The 17,265-nt window shown below is 35.6% G+C and carries 20 protein-coding genes; 16 read left to right on the forward strand and 4 right to left on the reverse strand.

All coding sequences use genetic code 11. The features are described from left to right. Positions 1 to 21 precede the first annotated feature (21 nt). The 15 genes from V2145_RS08930 (at position 22) to V2145_RS09000 (ending at position 13,209) form a co-directional block, all read left to right on the forward strand. Positions 22 to 780, forward strand: coding sequence for an SDR family NAD(P)-dependent oxidoreductase (locus V2145_RS08930; protein ID WP_311858099.1), 759 nt, complete (start codon positions 22 to 24; stop codon positions 778 to 780). A 64-nt stretch (positions 781 to 844) separates the two neighbouring features. Continuing rightward, positions 845 to 2,026 carry an ester cyclase gene (locus tag V2145_RS08935; RefSeq protein ID WP_330987584.1) on the forward strand — a complete coding sequence of 394 codons (1,182 nt, stop codon included), beginning with the start codon at positions 845 to 847 and terminating at the stop codon, positions 2,024 to 2,026. A gap of 43 nt (positions 2,027 to 2,069) precedes the next feature. Next, positions 2,070 to 3,296, forward strand: coding sequence for an iron-containing alcohol dehydrogenase (locus V2145_RS08940; RefSeq protein WP_330987585.1), 1,227 nt, complete (start codon positions 2,070 to 2,072; stop codon positions 3,294 to 3,296). Then, the gene (locus V2145_RS08945) at positions 3,290 to 4,723 is read left to right on the forward strand and encodes an aldehyde dehydrogenase family protein (protein ID WP_330987586.1); all 1,434 of its coding nucleotides are present in this window, start codon (positions 3,290 to 3,292) and stop codon (positions 4,721 to 4,723) included. Before V2145_RS08940 ends, V2145_RS08945 begins: the two co-directional genes overlap by 7 nt. A 55-nt stretch (positions 4,724 to 4,778) precedes the next feature. Next, positions 4,779 to 5,402, forward strand: a complete 624-nt coding sequence (locus tag V2145_RS08950) for a hypothetical protein (RefSeq protein ID WP_094910129.1) — start codon at positions 4,779 to 4,781, stop codon at positions 5,400 to 5,402. A 6-nt stretch (positions 5,403 to 5,408) separates the two neighbouring features. After that, positions 5,409 to 6,107 carry an alpha/beta fold hydrolase gene (locus tag V2145_RS08955; RefSeq protein WP_131887620.1) on the forward strand — a complete coding sequence of 233 codons (699 nt, stop codon included), beginning with the start codon at positions 5,409 to 5,411 and terminating at the stop codon, positions 6,105 to 6,107. A gap of 14 nt (positions 6,108 to 6,121) precedes the next feature. Further along, positions 6,122 to 6,904 carry an HpcH/HpaI aldolase family protein gene (locus tag V2145_RS08960; RefSeq protein WP_247600285.1) on the forward strand — a complete coding sequence of 261 codons (783 nt, stop codon included), beginning with the start codon at positions 6,122 to 6,124 and terminating at the stop codon, positions 6,902 to 6,904. A gap of 153 nt (positions 6,905 to 7,057) precedes the next feature. Then, entirely contained in the window at positions 7,058 to 7,768 is a 711-nt protein-coding gene (locus V2145_RS08965) for a class I SAM-dependent methyltransferase (RefSeq protein WP_330987587.1), read from the forward strand. Positions 7,769 to 7,839: 71 nt separating this feature from the next. Further along, positions 7,840 to 8,325 (forward strand): hypothetical protein, encoded by a 486-nt coding sequence (locus tag V2145_RS08970; protein ID WP_330987588.1) that lies wholly within the window; start codon positions 7,840 to 7,842, stop codon positions 8,323 to 8,325. A gap of 37 nt (positions 8,326 to 8,362) precedes the next feature. Beyond that, positions 8,363 to 8,737: a DUF5412 family protein gene (locus V2145_RS08975; RefSeq protein ID WP_330987589.1), complete on the forward strand. Its 375-nt coding sequence runs from the start codon at positions 8,363 to 8,365 to the stop codon at positions 8,735 to 8,737. 207 nt (positions 8,738 to 8,944) lie between these two features. After that, complete coding sequence (locus V2145_RS08980; RefSeq protein ID WP_311858114.1) at positions 8,945 to 9,235, forward strand: hypothetical protein; 291 nt, start codon at positions 8,945 to 8,947, stop codon at positions 9,233 to 9,235. Positions 9,236 to 9,388: 153 nt separating this feature from the next. Then, positions 9,389 to 9,571, forward strand: a complete 183-nt coding sequence (locus tag V2145_RS08985; RefSeq protein WP_311858116.1) for a hypothetical protein — start codon at positions 9,389 to 9,391, stop codon at positions 9,569 to 9,571. Between the two features lie 628 nt (positions 9,572 to 10,199). Next, on the forward strand, positions 10,200 to 11,690 hold the full coding sequence (gene zwf, locus V2145_RS08990; protein ID WP_311858117.1) for a glucose-6-phosphate dehydrogenase: 1,491 nt from the start codon (positions 10,200 to 10,202) through the stop codon (positions 11,688 to 11,690). 264 nt (positions 11,691 to 11,954) lie between these two features. Further along, positions 11,955 to 12,623: a fructose-6-phosphate aldolase gene (gene fsa, locus V2145_RS08995; protein ID WP_311858118.1), complete on the forward strand. Its 669-nt coding sequence runs from the start codon at positions 11,955 to 11,957 to the stop codon at positions 12,621 to 12,623. Positions 12,624 to 12,732: 109 nt separating this feature from the next. Beyond that, complete coding sequence (locus V2145_RS09000; RefSeq protein ID WP_311858120.1) at positions 12,733 to 13,209, forward strand: hypothetical protein; 477 nt, start codon at positions 12,733 to 12,735, stop codon at positions 13,207 to 13,209. Positions 13,210 to 13,706: 497 nt separating this feature from the next. Here V2145_RS09000 and V2145_RS09005 read toward each other — a convergent pair whose 3' ends face one another. The 4 genes from V2145_RS09005 to V2145_RS09020 all read right to left on the reverse strand — a co-directional run bounded on the left by V2145_RS09005 (position 13,707) and on the right by V2145_RS09020 (position 16,667). Then, positions 13,707 to 14,552 (reverse strand): STAS domain-containing protein, encoded by an 846-nt coding sequence (locus tag V2145_RS09005; RefSeq protein ID WP_330987590.1) that lies wholly within the window; start codon positions 14,550 to 14,552, stop codon positions 13,707 to 13,709. Between the two features lie 405 nt (positions 14,553 to 14,957). Then, positions 14,958 to 15,476: an NAD(P)H-dependent oxidoreductase gene (locus V2145_RS09010; RefSeq protein WP_094910118.1), complete on the reverse strand. Its 519-nt coding sequence runs from the start codon at positions 15,474 to 15,476 to the stop codon at positions 14,958 to 14,960. Positions 15,477 to 15,526: 50 nt separating this feature from the next. Next, positions 15,527 to 16,174: an SDR family NAD(P)-dependent oxidoreductase gene (locus V2145_RS09015; RefSeq protein ID WP_330987591.1), complete on the reverse strand. Its 648-nt coding sequence runs from the start codon at positions 16,172 to 16,174 to the stop codon at positions 15,527 to 15,529. Between the two features lie 55 nt (positions 16,175 to 16,229). Beyond that, positions 16,230 to 16,667, reverse strand: a complete 438-nt coding sequence (locus V2145_RS09020; protein WP_179289190.1) for a MarR family winged helix-turn-helix transcriptional regulator — start codon at positions 16,665 to 16,667, stop codon at positions 16,230 to 16,232. Positions 16,668 to 17,013: 346 nt separating this feature from the next. Between V2145_RS09020 and V2145_RS09025 the strand changes: the two genes are divergently transcribed. Continuing rightward, positions 17,014 to 17,217 carry a DUF3951 domain-containing protein gene (locus V2145_RS09025; RefSeq protein WP_330988133.1) on the forward strand — a complete coding sequence of 68 codons (204 nt, stop codon included), beginning with the start codon at positions 17,014 to 17,016 and terminating at the stop codon, positions 17,215 to 17,217. The last annotated feature ends 48 nt before the right edge of the window (positions 17,218 to 17,265 follow it).

Consider the following 17,265-nt stretch of genomic DNA (forward strand, 5'->3'; position numbering starts at 1 on the left):
AGTGTTAGAGAGGTAAACTAAATGAATTTCGCTGATTTGCAAGAGAAAAAAGTAATTGTAACAGGTGGCGGCAAAGGAATTGGTAAAGACATAGCATTAGAATTCGCTAAATTAGGCTCAACAGTTGTTATTACGGGCCGTAATGAATCTACGTTACGCGAGGCTGTTGAAGAGTTACGGTCTTACAATTCGAATTGCACTTATATATCTGCAAATATTCAAAATGTAGATGAAGTGTACAAAATGATAGATGGTGCGGTATCACACATGGGAGGGTTAGATATCGTTGTCAATAATGCAGGAATAAACATTGCAAAGCCTGCTATTGAAGTAACAGAAGAAGATTGGGATGCTGTAATTGATACCAACCTCAAAGGAATTTTCTTCTGTTCACAGCGTGCTGGTAAGTACTTTATTCAGCAAAAAAGCGGAAAAATCATCAATATCTTATCACAGATGGCATTTGTTGGTTATATTAACAGAGCCTCGTATTGTTCTAGTAAAGGAGGAGGGATGCAGCTAACTAAGGCTTTAGCCGTTGAGTGGGCACCATATAATGTAAAGGTAAATGCTGTGGCACCAACGTTTATTGAAACTGAACTGACATCAGGAATGTTTGAAGATAAGAGCTTCTATCAAGATGTTGTAAGTAGAATACCTCTAGGAACAATCGCTAAGCCATCAGACGTTACGGGTGCAGTATTGTTTTTAGCGTCTGACATGGCTAATTTTATCACAGGTGAAACCATTAAAGTTGATGGTGGATGGACAGCAATTTAACCACTTTATTTGTAAACGCATTTTTGAATGCGCATTCAAACTACCATAAGAGGAGGCTAGTATCGTGACAAAATTAAGTGAATTGAGCCAAGAAGCTCCAAAATCCTCTACGGATACGAGCAATAAGCCTAATAATGAGAAGGTTTTTTACGGTAACTCAAAAGAAATTAAGCCATTTGGATACTCAGATTATAATGAATTTCTTACCAATACAGAAAGTAAGCAACGAATGCAAGGGTTTGATAAACAGTACCTTAATTTTGTTGATTACATTATTAAAATAACTCATCATATTTGGGAAGATAAAGGGATAGGCATTATTTATCAAACATATCACAATAACATTACGATGCACGTAGGTAGTCAAAGCGTGCAGGGCATTAACGAAGTAGTATCAGGAACGCTTCAAACATTACATGCTTTTCCAGATCGGAAGTTAATTGGTGAAAACGTTATATGGTCTGGAAATGATCAAGAGGGATTTTTATCTTCTCACCGTATTTCTTCCAATGCAACGAATTTGGGAGAATCGAGTTTTGGACCTGCTACGGGGAAGAAAGTTTATTTTAGAACTATAGTAGATTGCTTTGTTCACTCTAACAGAATCGTTGAAGAATGGCTTGTAAGAGATAATCTTCACCTTGTACAGCAACTAGGTTTTGATCCAATAGAAATTGCTAAGAAGATGCCAAATAAGAGACCCCCATTTCAATCTGATTTTGGTTTAAGTCAAACCATGGAAGGACAAAGAGTTCCTTCTGTTTATTCTCCACAATCAACAAAATTTGAAATTGGAGATTTCATTTTGAAGATGTATAACTTAGTGTGGGAATGGAAGTTATTCAATCATTTAAAAGATTTTTATGCTGATAACGCAGTAAGCCATTATATATGCAATAAGGATTTAATTGGTATTAATCAAATGCAAGGAATGTTGGTAAGTTTATTTGCTTCTTTTCCAAATGCGAAATTTCTAATCGACCGTGTAACATGTAACGAAGGAATAGTAAAAGATGAATGGGAAGTTGCCGTTAGATGGCGGTTACAAGGGCTGCACGAAGGAATCGGATACTTTGGAAAACCAAGTGGAAACACAGTAGAAATTTTGGGCATTACACATATCAAAGTGCGAAATGAAAAGATAGTAGAAGAATGGATTACATTTGATGGATTGGACGTATTAACTCAAATTCATTCCCAAAAAAAATCTGAAGTAGCAGCAACAAATATAGAAGAGCGCGTCTAACTAAAATATTTTTTGAATGCGCATTCAAACAGGAGGAAATATGATGACTGTAACTGTTAAAAATATAAATCGAGCTTTACCTACTACGTACTCTAATTTTTTAAGCATAGAAAACCTTCGATTTGGACTTGATTCAGTTTATTCGTTACCTGAAGAGTTGAAAAAGTTGCGTGTGAAAAAAGCTGTCATTATAAGCGATAAAGGGATAGAGCGCGTTGGCATGGTTCAACATGTCCTTGAGCTAGTTGAATCAGCGGGGGTACAGGCAACGACCTTTACAGAAATTGAAGGTGAACCAACATTTACATTGTTAAAAAGAGCAATAGATTTTATGAAAGAAGTAGAAAGTGAAGTAATAATTGGAATTGGTGGTGGGAGTGCGCTTGATGTCGCTAAAGCTACCGCGGCACTTGCAGATAAGAAGTATATAGCTCCCTACTTAAGTGGAGAAGAAACTATTTCATCTAGAAGTATTAAATGTATTCTGCTTCCCACCACCTCAGGAACTGGATCAGAAGTAACAATGAATGCTATTTTTGGAGACGAAGAGCAAGAGATTAAAAGAGGTATTGTCAGTAAATATCTTCTTCCTGATCTGGCAATAATCGATCCTTACCTCACGCGTTCATGCCCACCACGAGTAACTGCCGCTTCCGGAGTAGACGCTTTTACACATGCTATTGAGTCCTATGTCTCAGTGAATGCTACACCGTTAACGAAAATGTATGCCGAAAAAGCAATGAAATTATTTAGTTCCAATATCACCAAAGCAGTTCATAATGGTCAGAATATAGAAAGTCGTATTGGAATGAGCTGGGTAAGTGTTCTTGCAGGCGTTTCATTAGCTAATGCTGGCGTAGGAGCTGTTCATGCTCTAGCGTATCCTCTTGGAGGCAAATATCATATTGAACATGGAATTGCTAATGCGCTGCTTTTACCTTTTGTTTTTGAACAGGTTGGAAGAACATGTACTGAAGAAATGGTAGAAGTAGCAATGTACCTCGAACTTGGAGATTATACAACAAGACCTCACGATGCACTCAAAGCAGTCGTACACTACCTTTACGACTTATTAACCACCCTTGAATTACCGACTTCGCTAGCTGAACTTGGAATAAAAGAAGACGATTTACCAGTCCTTGCAAAGCAAGCCTCACAGATTGATCGCTTACTAGTTAATACACCGTATCAACTCAATGAAAAAAGTATTTTAGAGATTTATAGAAAGGCATTTCAAGGTGTACTGAAAGGAGGTGAAACGCTATGTTGAAACATGAAGTCGCACAACAGCTGTTTATTAATGGTAAATGGAAAGCCGGCAGTGACTTCTATGACTTAACATCTCCCTACAGCAAAAGAGTAATTGCTAAAGTTTCTTTAGCAAATGAAACTGACGTAGAAGCTGCAATAAAAAGCGCTCATAAAGGTGCAGAACAACTGCGACAATTAACTTCTCTAGAACGATCTGAAATCCTAGAAAGAGTGTCAGCTATTTTTAAAGAAAAAGCTGAACAGGCAGCAGAAATTCTTGCATTAGAATGTGCTAAGCCTATCAAGGATGCCCGCGCTGAAATATCAAGAACCATTGAGACGTATAAGTTTGCTAGTGAAGAAGCGAAACGTATCCATGGAGAAATTATTCCAATGGATGCTGCCAAAAACGGTAAAGGCAGGTTAGCTTTTACCGTTCGTGAACCTTTAGGAACTATCGCAGCCATTACGCCGTTTAACTTTCCATTTAACCTTGTTGCGCATAAGTTAGGACCGGCTTTTGCTGTAGGTAATTCTGTCATTCTTAAACCTGCCACCCAAACACCTTTAAGTGCTCTATTTACGGCCCGAGCTTTTGAAGAAGCTGGTTTACCCGCAGGAGCATTAAATGTAGTTACTGGTAAAGGAAGCGTTATTGGTAACCAATTGGTTAAGGATTCAAGGATTAAAATGATAACTTTTACAGGAAGCTTAGAAGTAGGTCTAGATATCAAAAGGCAATCAGGATTAAATAAAGTAACCCTTGAGTTAGGTTCAAATTCAGCTGTTATTGTTGATAGCGTTGAAAATCTTGGTGATGTTGTAGAGCGTTGTATACAAGGAGCCTTTAGCTATGCAGGCCAAGTTTGTATCTCCGTGCAAAGAATTTACGTCCAAAAAGAGCTTTATCATCTCTTCCTTGAAAAGTTTATTGAAAAAGCAAAGCGCCTTATTATAGCCGATCCTCTTTTAGAAAGCACTGACCTCTCTTCAATGATAAATATATCGGAAGCGGAAAGAGTAGAAAAGTGGATTCACGAAGCGGTAGAAGCAGGGGCGAAAGTTGTATGCGGGGGTCAACGTGAAGGTGCTATTTTACAACCTACCGTCATTACAGAAGCAAAGCAAACTTTACCTTTAAATTGTAAAGAAGCTTTTGCTCCTATTGTTACCATCACACCTTATGAACAGTTAGAAGAAGCAATTACGTTAGTAAACAACTCAGAATATGGATTGCAAGCCGGTGTTTATACAACGTCTATTCGCAAAGCTTTTTATGCCACAGAAAACCTTCAAGTTGGAGGCGTTATGATAAATGATATTCCTACGTACCGAGTTGATCAAATGCCTTATGGAGGAGTGAAAAATAGCGGCACAGGACGTGAAGGCATTAAATATTCAATTGACGAAATGACAGAGTTAAAACTAGTTAATTTCAAACTATAAGCATAAGCCTTATTTATCTATCAATTAAATTAATTTATGGAAAGGAAGTTTCTTTATGCCAACACAACAACCTAAAATCAAACGCCATATCTCAAGTGAAAAAATGGAGGAAAACTGGATTGTTCGCTTTGATGATTTAAAGTCAAAGTCGATTCCTCTAATGTTTATTGACAGTATTATCCCTGGCCATCAACGACTGAATTATGCTCTTATTGGAGATACAGCAAGTGAAAACGATGATTATTCTCCTGAAATCACTGAGCCACATGGGTTTCAAATTGGAATGGTAAAAGCACCTCCTGGAAATGGTCCGGCTTATCATACACACGACTACATCGAAGCGTTTCTTCCTCTTTCCGGAAAATGGCGTTTTTATTGGGGAAACAGTGAAGATGAAATTGAAGGTGAAACAATCATTGAGGAATGGGACTTAATTTCACTACCTCCTGGTCTATGGAGAGGGTTTGAAAACATTAGTGACCAGGATGCTTGGATTTTTGCGGTACTTGAACAACATGAAGTGTTTAATGGAAAAGATCCATACTGGTCTCCTCAAGTTATAAAGAAAGCTGCAGAGCACGGCTTTTATGCAGATGAGTTAGGCAAGATGATTAAACCTGACAACTTCAGAGAACTAGAAAAGAAAATGGCAGAAAAGCTCCGTTCTGGAGAAAAGTGATAAAAGATGAAAGAACATCTTTTATTAATACCAGGTACTCTGTGTGATGAACGATTATGGAGCCATCAGCTGAAAAATCTAAGTCATGTAGCAAATCCTAACGTATTTATACCAAACCAAGGAAATTCCATTGAATGCATGGCACAGCTATTACTTAAAGATGCACCTGAAAACTTTGCGCTTGCAGGGTTATCTTTAGGTGGAATCGTTGCAATGGAAGTTGCGCGTCAAGCTCCAGAAAGAGTAACGAGGTTAGCTTTTTTAAATTCAAATCCGTACGGACCTAGACCAGACCAGTTAACGCAGTGGGATGAGCTTATTAACATGGTTAAGAAGGGTCAGTTTGAGGATATTGTGGAACATAAATTGCTTCCTAACTTAATTCATCCTAGTAGACAAAGTGATTATCCACTAACCTCTACTATTCGTGACATGGCAAATAAGATTGGGCCCACCGCGTATATACAGCAATTACAAGCAGTCTCAACAAGACAGGATGCTCGTGAAAGCTTGAAGGCTATCAATGTGCCAACACTGCTTTTAGTTGGGAAAGAAGATAAAGTTTGCCCGCCACCTCTTCATGAAGAGATGGCGGCATCTATCAAACATTCCCACCTTATTATTTTAGACAACTGCGCGCACTTAAGCAGTATAGAGCAACCTGTAGCTACTACAGGTGCTCTATATAATTGGTTAACTCTATAGTGAAAGGAGAGTTTATGTTGATTAATCATGTAAAGGAAAAGCTTAAAAAAGGAGAAAAAGTGCTGGGAAGCTTTATTAGCTTTTATTCACCTAATCTTATTGAGATGATTGGTTATGCTGGCTTTGATTTTGTCATTATTGATGAAGAGCACGGGGCATTTAGTCATTCAGAATTAGAAAATATGATTAGAACAGCAGAAGGAGTGGGCGTAGTTCCGATTGTGCGAGTTTCCTATGACCAATCTAGCATTCAAAAAGCATTAGATAGAGGCGCAATGGGCATACAAATACCTATGGTTAATTCGCAAGCAGATGCTCTTGAGGTCGTTAAAAAAGCGAAATTCTCTCCTTTAGGCAAGAGAGGAGTAGCTTACTCACACCGAGCAGCTCGCTATGGAAAAGATGCAGGTGAATCATTTTTAAACGACTCTGATCAGAATATTATCGTGTTGGCACATATTGAAACGATGGAAGCTGTGAGAAACTTGAATGAAATTGCCAATGTTGAAGGTATTGATGGCATTTTTATCGGTACTACCGATTTATCAGTTGATATGGGGTATAAAAAAGAAGGAGCGCAGCATCCGGAAGTTCAAAAAGTTTTATCATTATTATATAGAAAAGCATTGGAGACAGATATGATTATTGGAACGGTAGCTAGTGATGTTAACGGAATCCAGGAGTCATATAAAAAAGGCGCCCACTATGTAGGAGTTGTAGGGAATTCCATCATCATGTCTGCTTTAGAAAGTGTCGTTAAAGATAGTCGAGCAACTAAACAAGCCATACATCCTTAATAATGAGAGTCAATGAGCCTTTATCTTATAAAAGGCTTTTTTTTATTAAATTTTCAAAGTGATTTAGAGCTTGTTTATTGCGATCAATACTAAAAAAGGATAAAATTAACATTGTGATATTTTACGATATTAGTTGAGGAGAGATGAGACGAGATGAGTACAGAGACGTTCTACGAACAAGTAGGAGTTGCTATGACGTGCAGATCCTACAAAGAGTATGAAGAGATGTTTATGTTAGATGAGAGCCTTTTAGGGAAAGGGCCAATTCTAGATGTTGCAGGAGGAGCGTCTTCTTTCAGCACTAAAGCGAACAAACAAGGATATGATGCTTTTGCTGTTGATCCTTTGTACAACCTACCTTTTGAAGAGATGATGTGTAAAGGGCAAAAGGAAATGCAAGAAGCTAGTGAAAAGCTAAACAAAAGTCTCTCAAGTTTCTCTTGGGAATCATATGAAAGCTTAGCAAAGCATATCGAGATTCGAAAGCATTCCTTGGATCTTTTTCTCAATCAGTATCAAGAAAAAGAAGCCAATAAACGATTTGTATACGGAGCATTACCAGACCTACCGTTTAACAACGAAACGTTTTCTCTTGTTTTATGTAATCACTTTTTATTTTTGTATGAAGAGCAATTTGATTTCAATTTTCATTTACAGGCCATTCAAGAACTAATTCGAGTTACTAAAAAAGGTGGAGAAATACGAATCTATCCTCTAGTGAATTTTAGAGGTGAACGCTACCCTTATTTAAATAAGCTACTAGATATGTTAAGCAGAGAGAGTTTATCTGTAAAAACGATTAATACACCGTTTCGTTTTCTCCCTGGTGCAACAGAAGTATTAATAATTAAAAAAGCGGATTAATAAATAGAAGCCTTTCTTGTCCACGAGGAAGGTTTCTTTATGCGAATGTTATCTAAAAGGAGAAATTGGACGTGAGAAACAAATATAAGCTTTTACTATTGGCTGCTTTAATCACTACAATTTCTTGGAGAACTATCTATTTTTTAAGCCACGATAAGCGAACAGCTAAAGCTTTTGCTGAAGAATTTTATGCCATTCCGCTCCCACCTAAAACAACAGTCATTGATCAAGCTTTTAATTATGGTGTTTTTTATGGTGGAGGACCTTGGGGAAGCGGGGGACGACCAACAGTGGTTGCTTATAAAAAACTTTCTTCTGAACTCAGCGAAAAAGAATTGGTTGATTATTATACTAGCAATCCACCGTTAGAAGGGATAGAGATATACTTTAAATGGGAAGAAAAAGGTGTAACAACCGCTGATAATGAAAAGAAATGGTATGAAGGGAAAACACCTAAACAACCGAGTGAAGAAAATAATACTGGTTCTCCCATAGAAGTTATCATTCAATTACGAGAAGAATTCGAATCCGCTTTTGGTGAGTTTGCTAGGCCTTAAGGTGTTTACTAAACATGTAAGAAAAGAGGAGAAGAAATTGAAGAAACGCTACATATTGGCTTTTGCTTCAATCAGTATTTTTTTAGTTGTAGGGTTTATTTGGTGGTTTCTTTTTGCACCTAGTCGCCTGCAATTTGTTCCAAAAGGAGAATATGTTTCTCAAAGTACCTCTCCTAACGGCGAATATGTAGTAAAGATTTATCGCTCGAGTGGTGGGGCTACTACGCCTTTTGCTATTAGAGGAGAATTAACTGATACAAACAAGGTTTTTAATAAAAAGAAAAATATTTATTGGAACTATCCTCAAGAAACAGCTGAAGTCACGTGGGTAGATAATCAAACAGTTAATATTAGTGGTCATATATTGAATGTTAAAAAAGATACATTTAATGCGAATGAGGCAGGTAATTAGCTTCTATTTTATAAAGTTTATAACGTTAATGTTTCAGCCAATCTTTATTTTTTAAAAGTGGCGAAAAAAAGTGAGAAAAGTAATTCTAAATGAAGAAAACAAATATAATTTAACTATAACGCACATTATGGTAACTGATTTTGAATATCCTGACAGTGGTATAGCTTTTCATGGTGAAATCCTTGTTGCAGGGAAGGTGAGAGTGAATTGGCAATAGGAATTGCACTATTGATTTTAGTATTAGGTATTATGTTTGCTCGTAAATTAAGTCAAGGAAGATCATCTAAAAGAAAATATCTAGTATGGGGCATAACTACAATGTTGATAATAGCTCCATTTTTTTCATGGATAGCATCTATCCTATTTGGTATTAACCAGCGAGATGGTTTCGCAGCAGCTGGATTGTTGATGTTATTATTTCCAATTTTCTTTTTAATAGGGTTCTTTACTCTTCTGATAGGAATCTTTAAAAAAGAAAGTATTAATGAATCTATTTAATAAATCAAGCAGCTCTAGATAAAATATTCTAGAGCTGTTTTGCTTCTCGTAAGAGGGTTTATGCTAATAATCTTGGTAAATTGTATTCATTCATTTATCTTTCTTTATAACATATTAAAATGTAATTATAAGGAAAATAAGGGAGGTTGCTTTTTGCTTATTAAATTTATTGGTATGGTAGCAGGGCTTATGATAGCTCTAATAAACATTTTCGATCCTGGATTTCATGGTTTTATGCGTTGGATAATGGTTATTTGCGGTTTCTTAATATTTATCTCTCATTTAAAAACGACCTTAGATAAAAAGAAAAATACAGTAGTTAATCGAAATAAATAAGGATTAAAATGTCATTAAAAAATATCTAATGTTACGATTAAATACTTTTTACTATCTGACACCCCGAATATGAAAGCTAGAATAACACTCTGCTATGCGACCATTTAAAAGCTAAAAGACGTGCTATATATAGGATGTCTTTTACACGTTCCAAGAAAAATTATTATCGTAACTAATTTACATATAGCATGTGAATAATGAAAGCAGAGACATGTATTAATCATTAATGTCGGAGAACATGTAGCTTATTAAGGTAGACATAAGCACTTATCTATGTACACAAGGAATAGGAGCTAATTTTTTCTCCCTTTATGAAAGGCACGTATTATAAAGGCAGAGTAAATTCAAGTGAAAGAGTTTACACTTTTTATAGGTATACATACTTCTACTATGGACGTTATGTAAAGAAGCATTCTTTGCGCACTAGCAAGCAAAGTATATTTAGTTCTTTCTTGTTCATAATATCCTACATCGTAAAAAATATAATAATGAACAGTACGTACATATGCTGACATCAATGAATAATATGTCCTCATAATACAGATGATTAATGTTTAGATATTACTTATTGGATATGAATTATTTTATCGTACGTGAAGAATTTTACATACTAAAAGGAGTATAGGCAATGGACTCAATGACTTTTGTTTTATTTGGAGCTACAGGAGATTTAGCTAAAAGAAAGATATTACCGGCTTTATATAATTTATTCTTAAGTCAGAAAATACCCCAGCCAATTTCTATTATTGGGTCGGGGAGAGAAGAGATGTCTGATGCTGATTTTCAAAGCCTAGTAAGAGAGTCAGTAGAAACTTTTTCTCGACAATCGGTAGATGGTCGTTCAAGTATAGATCATTTTATGGGTTATTTTAGCTATATAGCCTTAGATGCAACAAAAGCAGAAGATTATAAGAATTTGTTAAATCTCGTTCAACAACGTGAAAAAGATTTGGAAATTCCAGAAAATCGAATGTTTTATCTATCAGTAGGACCAGACTTTTTTGACCTTATTGCATTAAACATTAAGGATAGTGGGTTAGGTTCTACGCGAGGATGGAAGCGTCTGATAATTGAAAAGCCCTTTGGACATGATTTGAAATCGGCCCAAGATTTAAACCTAAAATTAAGTCAAGTATTTAAAGAAGAGGAAATTTACCGCATTGACCATTATCTTGGAAAGTCAATGGTTCAAAACTTGGAGGCTTTAGAATTTGCGAATCCCATACTTCAATCATTATGGAATAACAAACATATTGCTAATATCCAAATTACGGCAAGCGAAACGGTAGGAGTAGAAGAAAGAGCTGGTTATTATGATCAAGCAGGCGCAATTCGAGATATGGTTCAGAATCATCTGTTGCAACTCGTAATGATGACGGCTATGCATCTACCAAAAAGAATTAATTCAGAAGAGATTCGTGATGAAAAGAGAAAAGTAATGGAGTCACTTCGCCTTATAAAGAAAGAAGACGTAGGTATGCATGTTATTCGCGGTCAGTATAGTGATGGAGAAGTTCAAGAGCAGTTTGTAGATGGATATAAAGAAGAACCTGGTGTTGCCACGTCTTCACAAACTGATACGTTTGTAGCGGCCAGACTGTGGATTGATAATCCATTTTGGACGGAAGTACCGTTTTACATTCGTACAGGAAAAAGAATGAAAACCAAATCTACTCGCGTTGTGATTGAATTCAAAAACTCATTAAAATATTTGCACGTGACTGAAAAAAGAAACCTGGCACCTAATTTATTAATTATTGAAATTAATCCACATGAGCAGGTTTCTATACAGCTTAACAGTAAAAATCCATTAAATAACGGCGAACTTGAACCTGTAAGAGTAAATTTCTCATTGGATCAACAGGATGTTCCTGAAGCTTATGAACGGTTAATTTTTGATGCTTTTTGCGGAGATCCTACTTTCTTTGCTCACTGGGATGAGGTTGAGATGTCTTGGAAATGGGTGCAGCCAATATTAGAAGCTTTCGAAGAAAATCTTTTACCCCTTTATTCTTATAAATCAGGTTCTTATGGTCCTGAGGAAACAAATCGTTTACTGAACGCAAATGGATTTAAATGGTGGTTAGATGAAGATTACATTTCAACTTCGAAAGAGTGAAATTTTTAGCAAAGTATACACTCTATAAGAAAGAAACCTCTCTGCGATGGGCATGATAAGGACCCAGGGAGAAAATAATATCTATTGACACGTTTCAAGCGTCAGAAGCGTAGGACATACAATGGTTTGAATTCACGATAGAAAATGTTATTTAACTAACTAAAAACATATCACCTAATACGTGATTAAATTAAGAAATATGAGGGAAAAGGATATAGACAGGCTTATGCTAGCTAAAAAAGAATTTAATGGAGGAATGCAACTATGAAATTTTTTATTGATACGGCCAACATTGAGGATATTAAAAAAGCATATAAAGTAGGCGTTTTATCCGGTGTGACAACCAATCCATCTTTAGTCGCAAAAGAAGGCGTAAAATTTGAAGATCGCATTGAGGAAATTCTAAAAATAGTACCTGAAGTAGAATCAGTTTCGGCAGAAGTAACACCAGACGCTGAAACAGCAGAAGATATGATTGCGCAAGCTGAAGAATTAATTAAAATTAACGGCGGAGATAAAAACATTACCATTAAACTTCCAATGACAATCCCTGGTCTAGAAGCAACACGTTACCTTTCGAAAAAAGGCGTAAAAACAAATGTAACACTTATCTTTACTGTGAATCAGGCACTTTTAGCAGCCCGTGCAGGTGCTACATATGTATCGCCATTCTTAGGGCGTTTAGATGATATTTCAGAAGACGGTGTTCATCTTGTAACGAAGATTGCAGAGTTGTTCCGCGTACAAAATATTGATTCGCAAATTATTGCCGCTTCTGTCAGACATCCAGACCATGTGACGCGTGTAGCGCTTGCTGGAGCTCATATCGCAACAATTCCATATGCTGTCATTGAACAATTAGTGAAACATCCTTTAACTGAGCAAGGAATCGAAAAATTTGCAGCTGACTGGAAAAAGGCTGTTAAGAACTAATTGCGCTAGCTAAAATTGTTTATGCAATGGAAGGAGCGTTAGCTGGTTAGGACTTGCTAACGTTCCTTCTTATTAAATAGATATTAACATGAAGAAGGAGTTAAATAGTATGGATTTATTAAGTAGTAAAGCAATTAAGACTACCCACGGTTTAGAAGTATATATAGATTCAGTAGAGAATATTAAGATTAACAAACTTCATCTTCCAACTGCATCCCAGCCATACTATGGAGTTAAGTTTGAAATTGATTATTTCCTATTAGAAGAACATAAATACTATGATCTTCAACAAAACTATTTTTGCCTTGTTATGAGTGAAAACTTTCAGTCAATGAAGTTAAAGGAACCAGAGATGCAAAGTTTATTTGGTGTTAAAAATGAAGAAGAATTTAAAGCAACCAAACATCTTTTAAGTGACTGGCTAATCAAAACAAATGCTTACAGAGAAGCAATCCTCCAATTTCTTACTAAATATGAAAAGGATAACTCAAAAGTAGAAACGAATGAAGAGAATGAAAACATCACAACATTCTTAAAGAAATTATTAGAGTTGAAAACAATAGATGTAGAGCAAGCTCCTATCTAAAAGAAAGATGTAGTGCTTTCACTCTCTTTTGTAAAAAAGCCCCAGAACTGATTTAATCGTTCTGGGACTTTTTTATTATAGAAGAGTTTATATAGTATGTAATGACAAAATAAAGGTCCCCGTAGTCATGGATTTTCACTTTCACTACGTTATTGTTATGGTGCACTAGAAATGTCTGTATTGGAATATGCCATGTGAATTGATGGTATATAGACTATAGGAAAGGGTGATAATACTGAAGTAATCTAACCTGAGCTTACCATATTATTTATTACTGGGTGCTTTCTCGGACAGCCCAGAGACAAAGGGAAAAGCTTTAATTAGTAAAGCTGAGATGAAAGAGAATATAAAAATATACTTAGATACTAATAAAGGGTTATCAAATGCAGTAATTATTTTAAAGAAATAGTAGACTCTAATGAAAACTGATTAATAATGTCATCCAGAAAAGATTCAACCTTTTCTGGACAAGTATAGTAGCAATACAAGTTTATAGATTAATATGTTTTGGATGCCGCAATTGCTTGTTCTAGACTAGATACAATGGACACTTTACTGAAATCAATTCCGATTTGAATAGCTGTTTGTGCAATTTCAGGTCGAATGCCTGATAATGTTGCTTTTACACCAATTAAGCTTAATGATTCAACTAATTGGAAGATTTGATGAGCAACCATTGTATCAATAACGACTACTCCGGATAAATCAAGTAAAAGGTGACGAATCCCCTTATCTACACACTGGTTTAAAGTATTTTCAAGGATAAACTTAGCGCGGCCGGTATCAATCTCACCTACAATAGGGAGTAGAGCTAAGCTTGAGCTTAATGAAATGATAGGTGAGCTCAATTCTATAATTAATTCTTGCTGAGCCTTCAAGCGTATTTGGGAATGTGCATGGTACTCCCTAGTGAATACAGTCATAACGTAGTTAAAATTTTTAATAATAACACGATTCCACCTGTTGATTGTTTCTTGTGAATAGCTTTCACTGCTTGTCCGAACGAATTCTTCAATCAGATCTAAATACTGATTTTGCGTAACAAAAAACTCATGTAAAATGAGGTCGATCGGGGTATTTAAATGTTCTTCGTCTTTTGAAATTGCACTAATCCATTCATCGAAATGGATAGAAAATTGTTCACTTGATTCATTATTATCAAAGATTTTACAAAATCGAGTGTGAAACTCATGATTTTGCTGTTTTACTTGGTCAATCACGAGTGGGTCACTTGAAGCATATACACCTAATGAATTTTCTTTATCTAAGGATTCATACCATTTTTCAGTCAAAGACCATGTGCGTTCAACTAAAAAATCGTACAATTTATCATTTCTATGCATCGTTTACTATCTCCTTATACAAGTGATGGCTATCAACAAGTTTTCATTTTATAGACAAAAAAATAGCTATTTTCTTATAAAGAAAAAAAGCCTTTGATTTAAAGGCTTTTTCTGCTTTTAAATTTAGTGTACATGCAGGTTTCACGTTATTAAATTTTAAAACAAATCCCTTTGTGCTTGTTTCATCTTATCATATTACTATAGCGAAAAATACCTTTTTTAGTGTATCTATATTCACAAGGAATATTTAGCTACCAGCAGTTAAAACATGTAATTATACTCAATATGAAGAGGTGTTTTTATAACAAGAACCTAAAGCGTAGAACTATCCCAGCTAATAGATGATTTATTGTTTTAAGAATACATAAAATCATCTTATTGATATAGTGAGTTAATTTTTGTGAATCACTGTAAATGACGCACAAACTTCTCTGCGCTCTCTTGCACTTCCTCTTCTGTTAGTACCCGTACGCCATGAATAGTAAACGTAGGCAAAAATTTCATTCCTGTTAGATTAGCCATTGCTTGGAATGGCTTTGTTAATTCACTCATACTATATGCGTTATATCCTCCAGCTTGATAAGCTTCCTCTGGACCGCCTGTTGAAATAGCTAACATAAATTCTTTTCCGTGTAGCTTTGTTCCTTCAGAACCATATGCCCAGCCATAAGTTAGAACTACATCTTGCCATTCTTTTAATCGTGAAGGGCTGCTGTACCAGTAGAAAGGAAATTGGAAAACGATTTTTTCATGATTTAAAAGTAGTTGTTGCTCATAGGCAACATCAATGTGACCATCAGGGTATTTTTCATACAAGTCATGAATTGTTATATTTGATTCTTTTGCAAGACGATTTTTCCATGCTTTATTAATAATAGAATCCTTTAGATTAGGGTGTGCTAAAATAACTAATGTTTTTTTCATTATGTGCAGCTCCTTTAATATTTGTATATACAAATTAAAATGCAAAAAAATTATTTCTCTTCGTAAACAACTTCAACTTGATCTTGTTTCTCATACATTTCGTAAAAAGCCTGGGCGATATTCTCAGGAGAGAAATAGGTTCCTTCTTTAACAAAACCTTTGATTGTAAGCGTTCCAACATATATACTCTTTGGTTGTAACTCTTGATGAAGGCTATAGGCTAAGTTGCGAATACCTGCTTTTCCAATTGCTAATGAAGCATACCCTGCATAGGGTTCTAAAGCTAATCCGCCACCAGTTAATATGATAGCACCGTTCTTCATCAACGGAAGAACTTCTTTAACACTAGTTAGAGCTCCAGCTACGCTCACTTTAAAATCTTCTATTAGCTGGTTTGTACTAAGAGTTGTTGGTACGCCAGGCTGTCCAGCAGCAGCATTGTATAATAAAACATCTACGTTGCCAAAAGTAGTAAGTACTTGTTTAATAGCTGCTTTTAACGATTCTTCTGAAGAGGCATCTCCAGGGAAACCTTGAGCAGTAATGCCGTCATTTTTTAATTCGTTCACATACTCTTGTAGTGATTGGTTACTTCGAGAAATTAAGGCAATTTTAAAGCCTTTTTCTCCAAATTTCTTTGCGGCTGTTAGGCTAATTCCTGGCCCAGCACCTACAATTAATAATACTTTTTCAGACATAGTTTAAAACCTCCTCATCACTTTATTTGTATATGCAAATGAAAAGATAAAAAAATTACGATTTGCTTTCTAGCTTATTACTTGCCTCATGAAGAGTTTTACTTAAGTCTTCGCTGAATTCTTTACCTAAGACTTCAGAATAGCTACTAAATAATTGTTTTAGTGCTTTTCGAAATTCGACGTACAGCTTTTCGCCTTTATCTGTTAAAGAAATAAACGTCTGTTTTCCTTCAGCTTTTCTAGTGACAAGCTTTTGCTTTTCGAGTTTATCAATAAAGCGTGTGCTTGTTGAAGGAGCAATTGACAATTTATAGCACAGCTCTTTTTGAGTAATACCAGGGTGAAACTTTACAGTCATAATCATATAAAGGTGTGAAGGAGCAATTCCATCAAAATTAAACGTATCCTCAGCTAATTTTGTAATATTACGAGCAAATCTGCTTGCGGTAAAGTACAAACAATGTATAAGTACTTCTTCTTCTTCGTGCATCATGGATCAACCCTTTCAATCATTTGCATATACAAATTAACATGAAACGTTTATAGAGTCAACTAACTTATAGGTGAATTTTCTTTGATTTCTATCAATGTTACCTTAGCGCTTTGATTTTATACAAAATAAACAAAAAGTGAAGGGTGGACAAATCTTCATAAGTCAGCTCTGCCGGTGATGAAAAGATAACAACGCTTTTACTTATTAAGGGATTAGACGTTGAAGCTGAAAAGATGACGTTAAGACATCATTAGATACAGCCAAAAAGCAAGAACACATCGTAAACTTGCTTAATTTATACAGCCTTCAATAAAAATTTTGAAGGGAAAGGAGGAAGAGGAGTCTGATCTTACTATATATAACACTGTTACTAATTGGTGCACTTACAGTTGTCCCTATTGTCATTGTAGTTGGCAAGACATTGATTATAAGAAAATTCCCAAACAATTACTATACTCCATTCGACTATATATCAGCTCAGACAACGGAAGAATTTCATGAAGAAAAAGAGGAAATAGCAGAAGAGAATAAAGATGGAAATGGTAAGTGAGTAACTTAGCAAGAGTTAACGTCACTACCTAAAAGAAAGCTTCCCAAA

Source organism: Priestia sp. GS2, assembly GCF_036409025.1.
Taxonomy (GTDB): Bacteria; Bacillota; Bacilli; order Bacillales; family Bacillaceae_H; genus Priestia; species Priestia aryabhattai_A.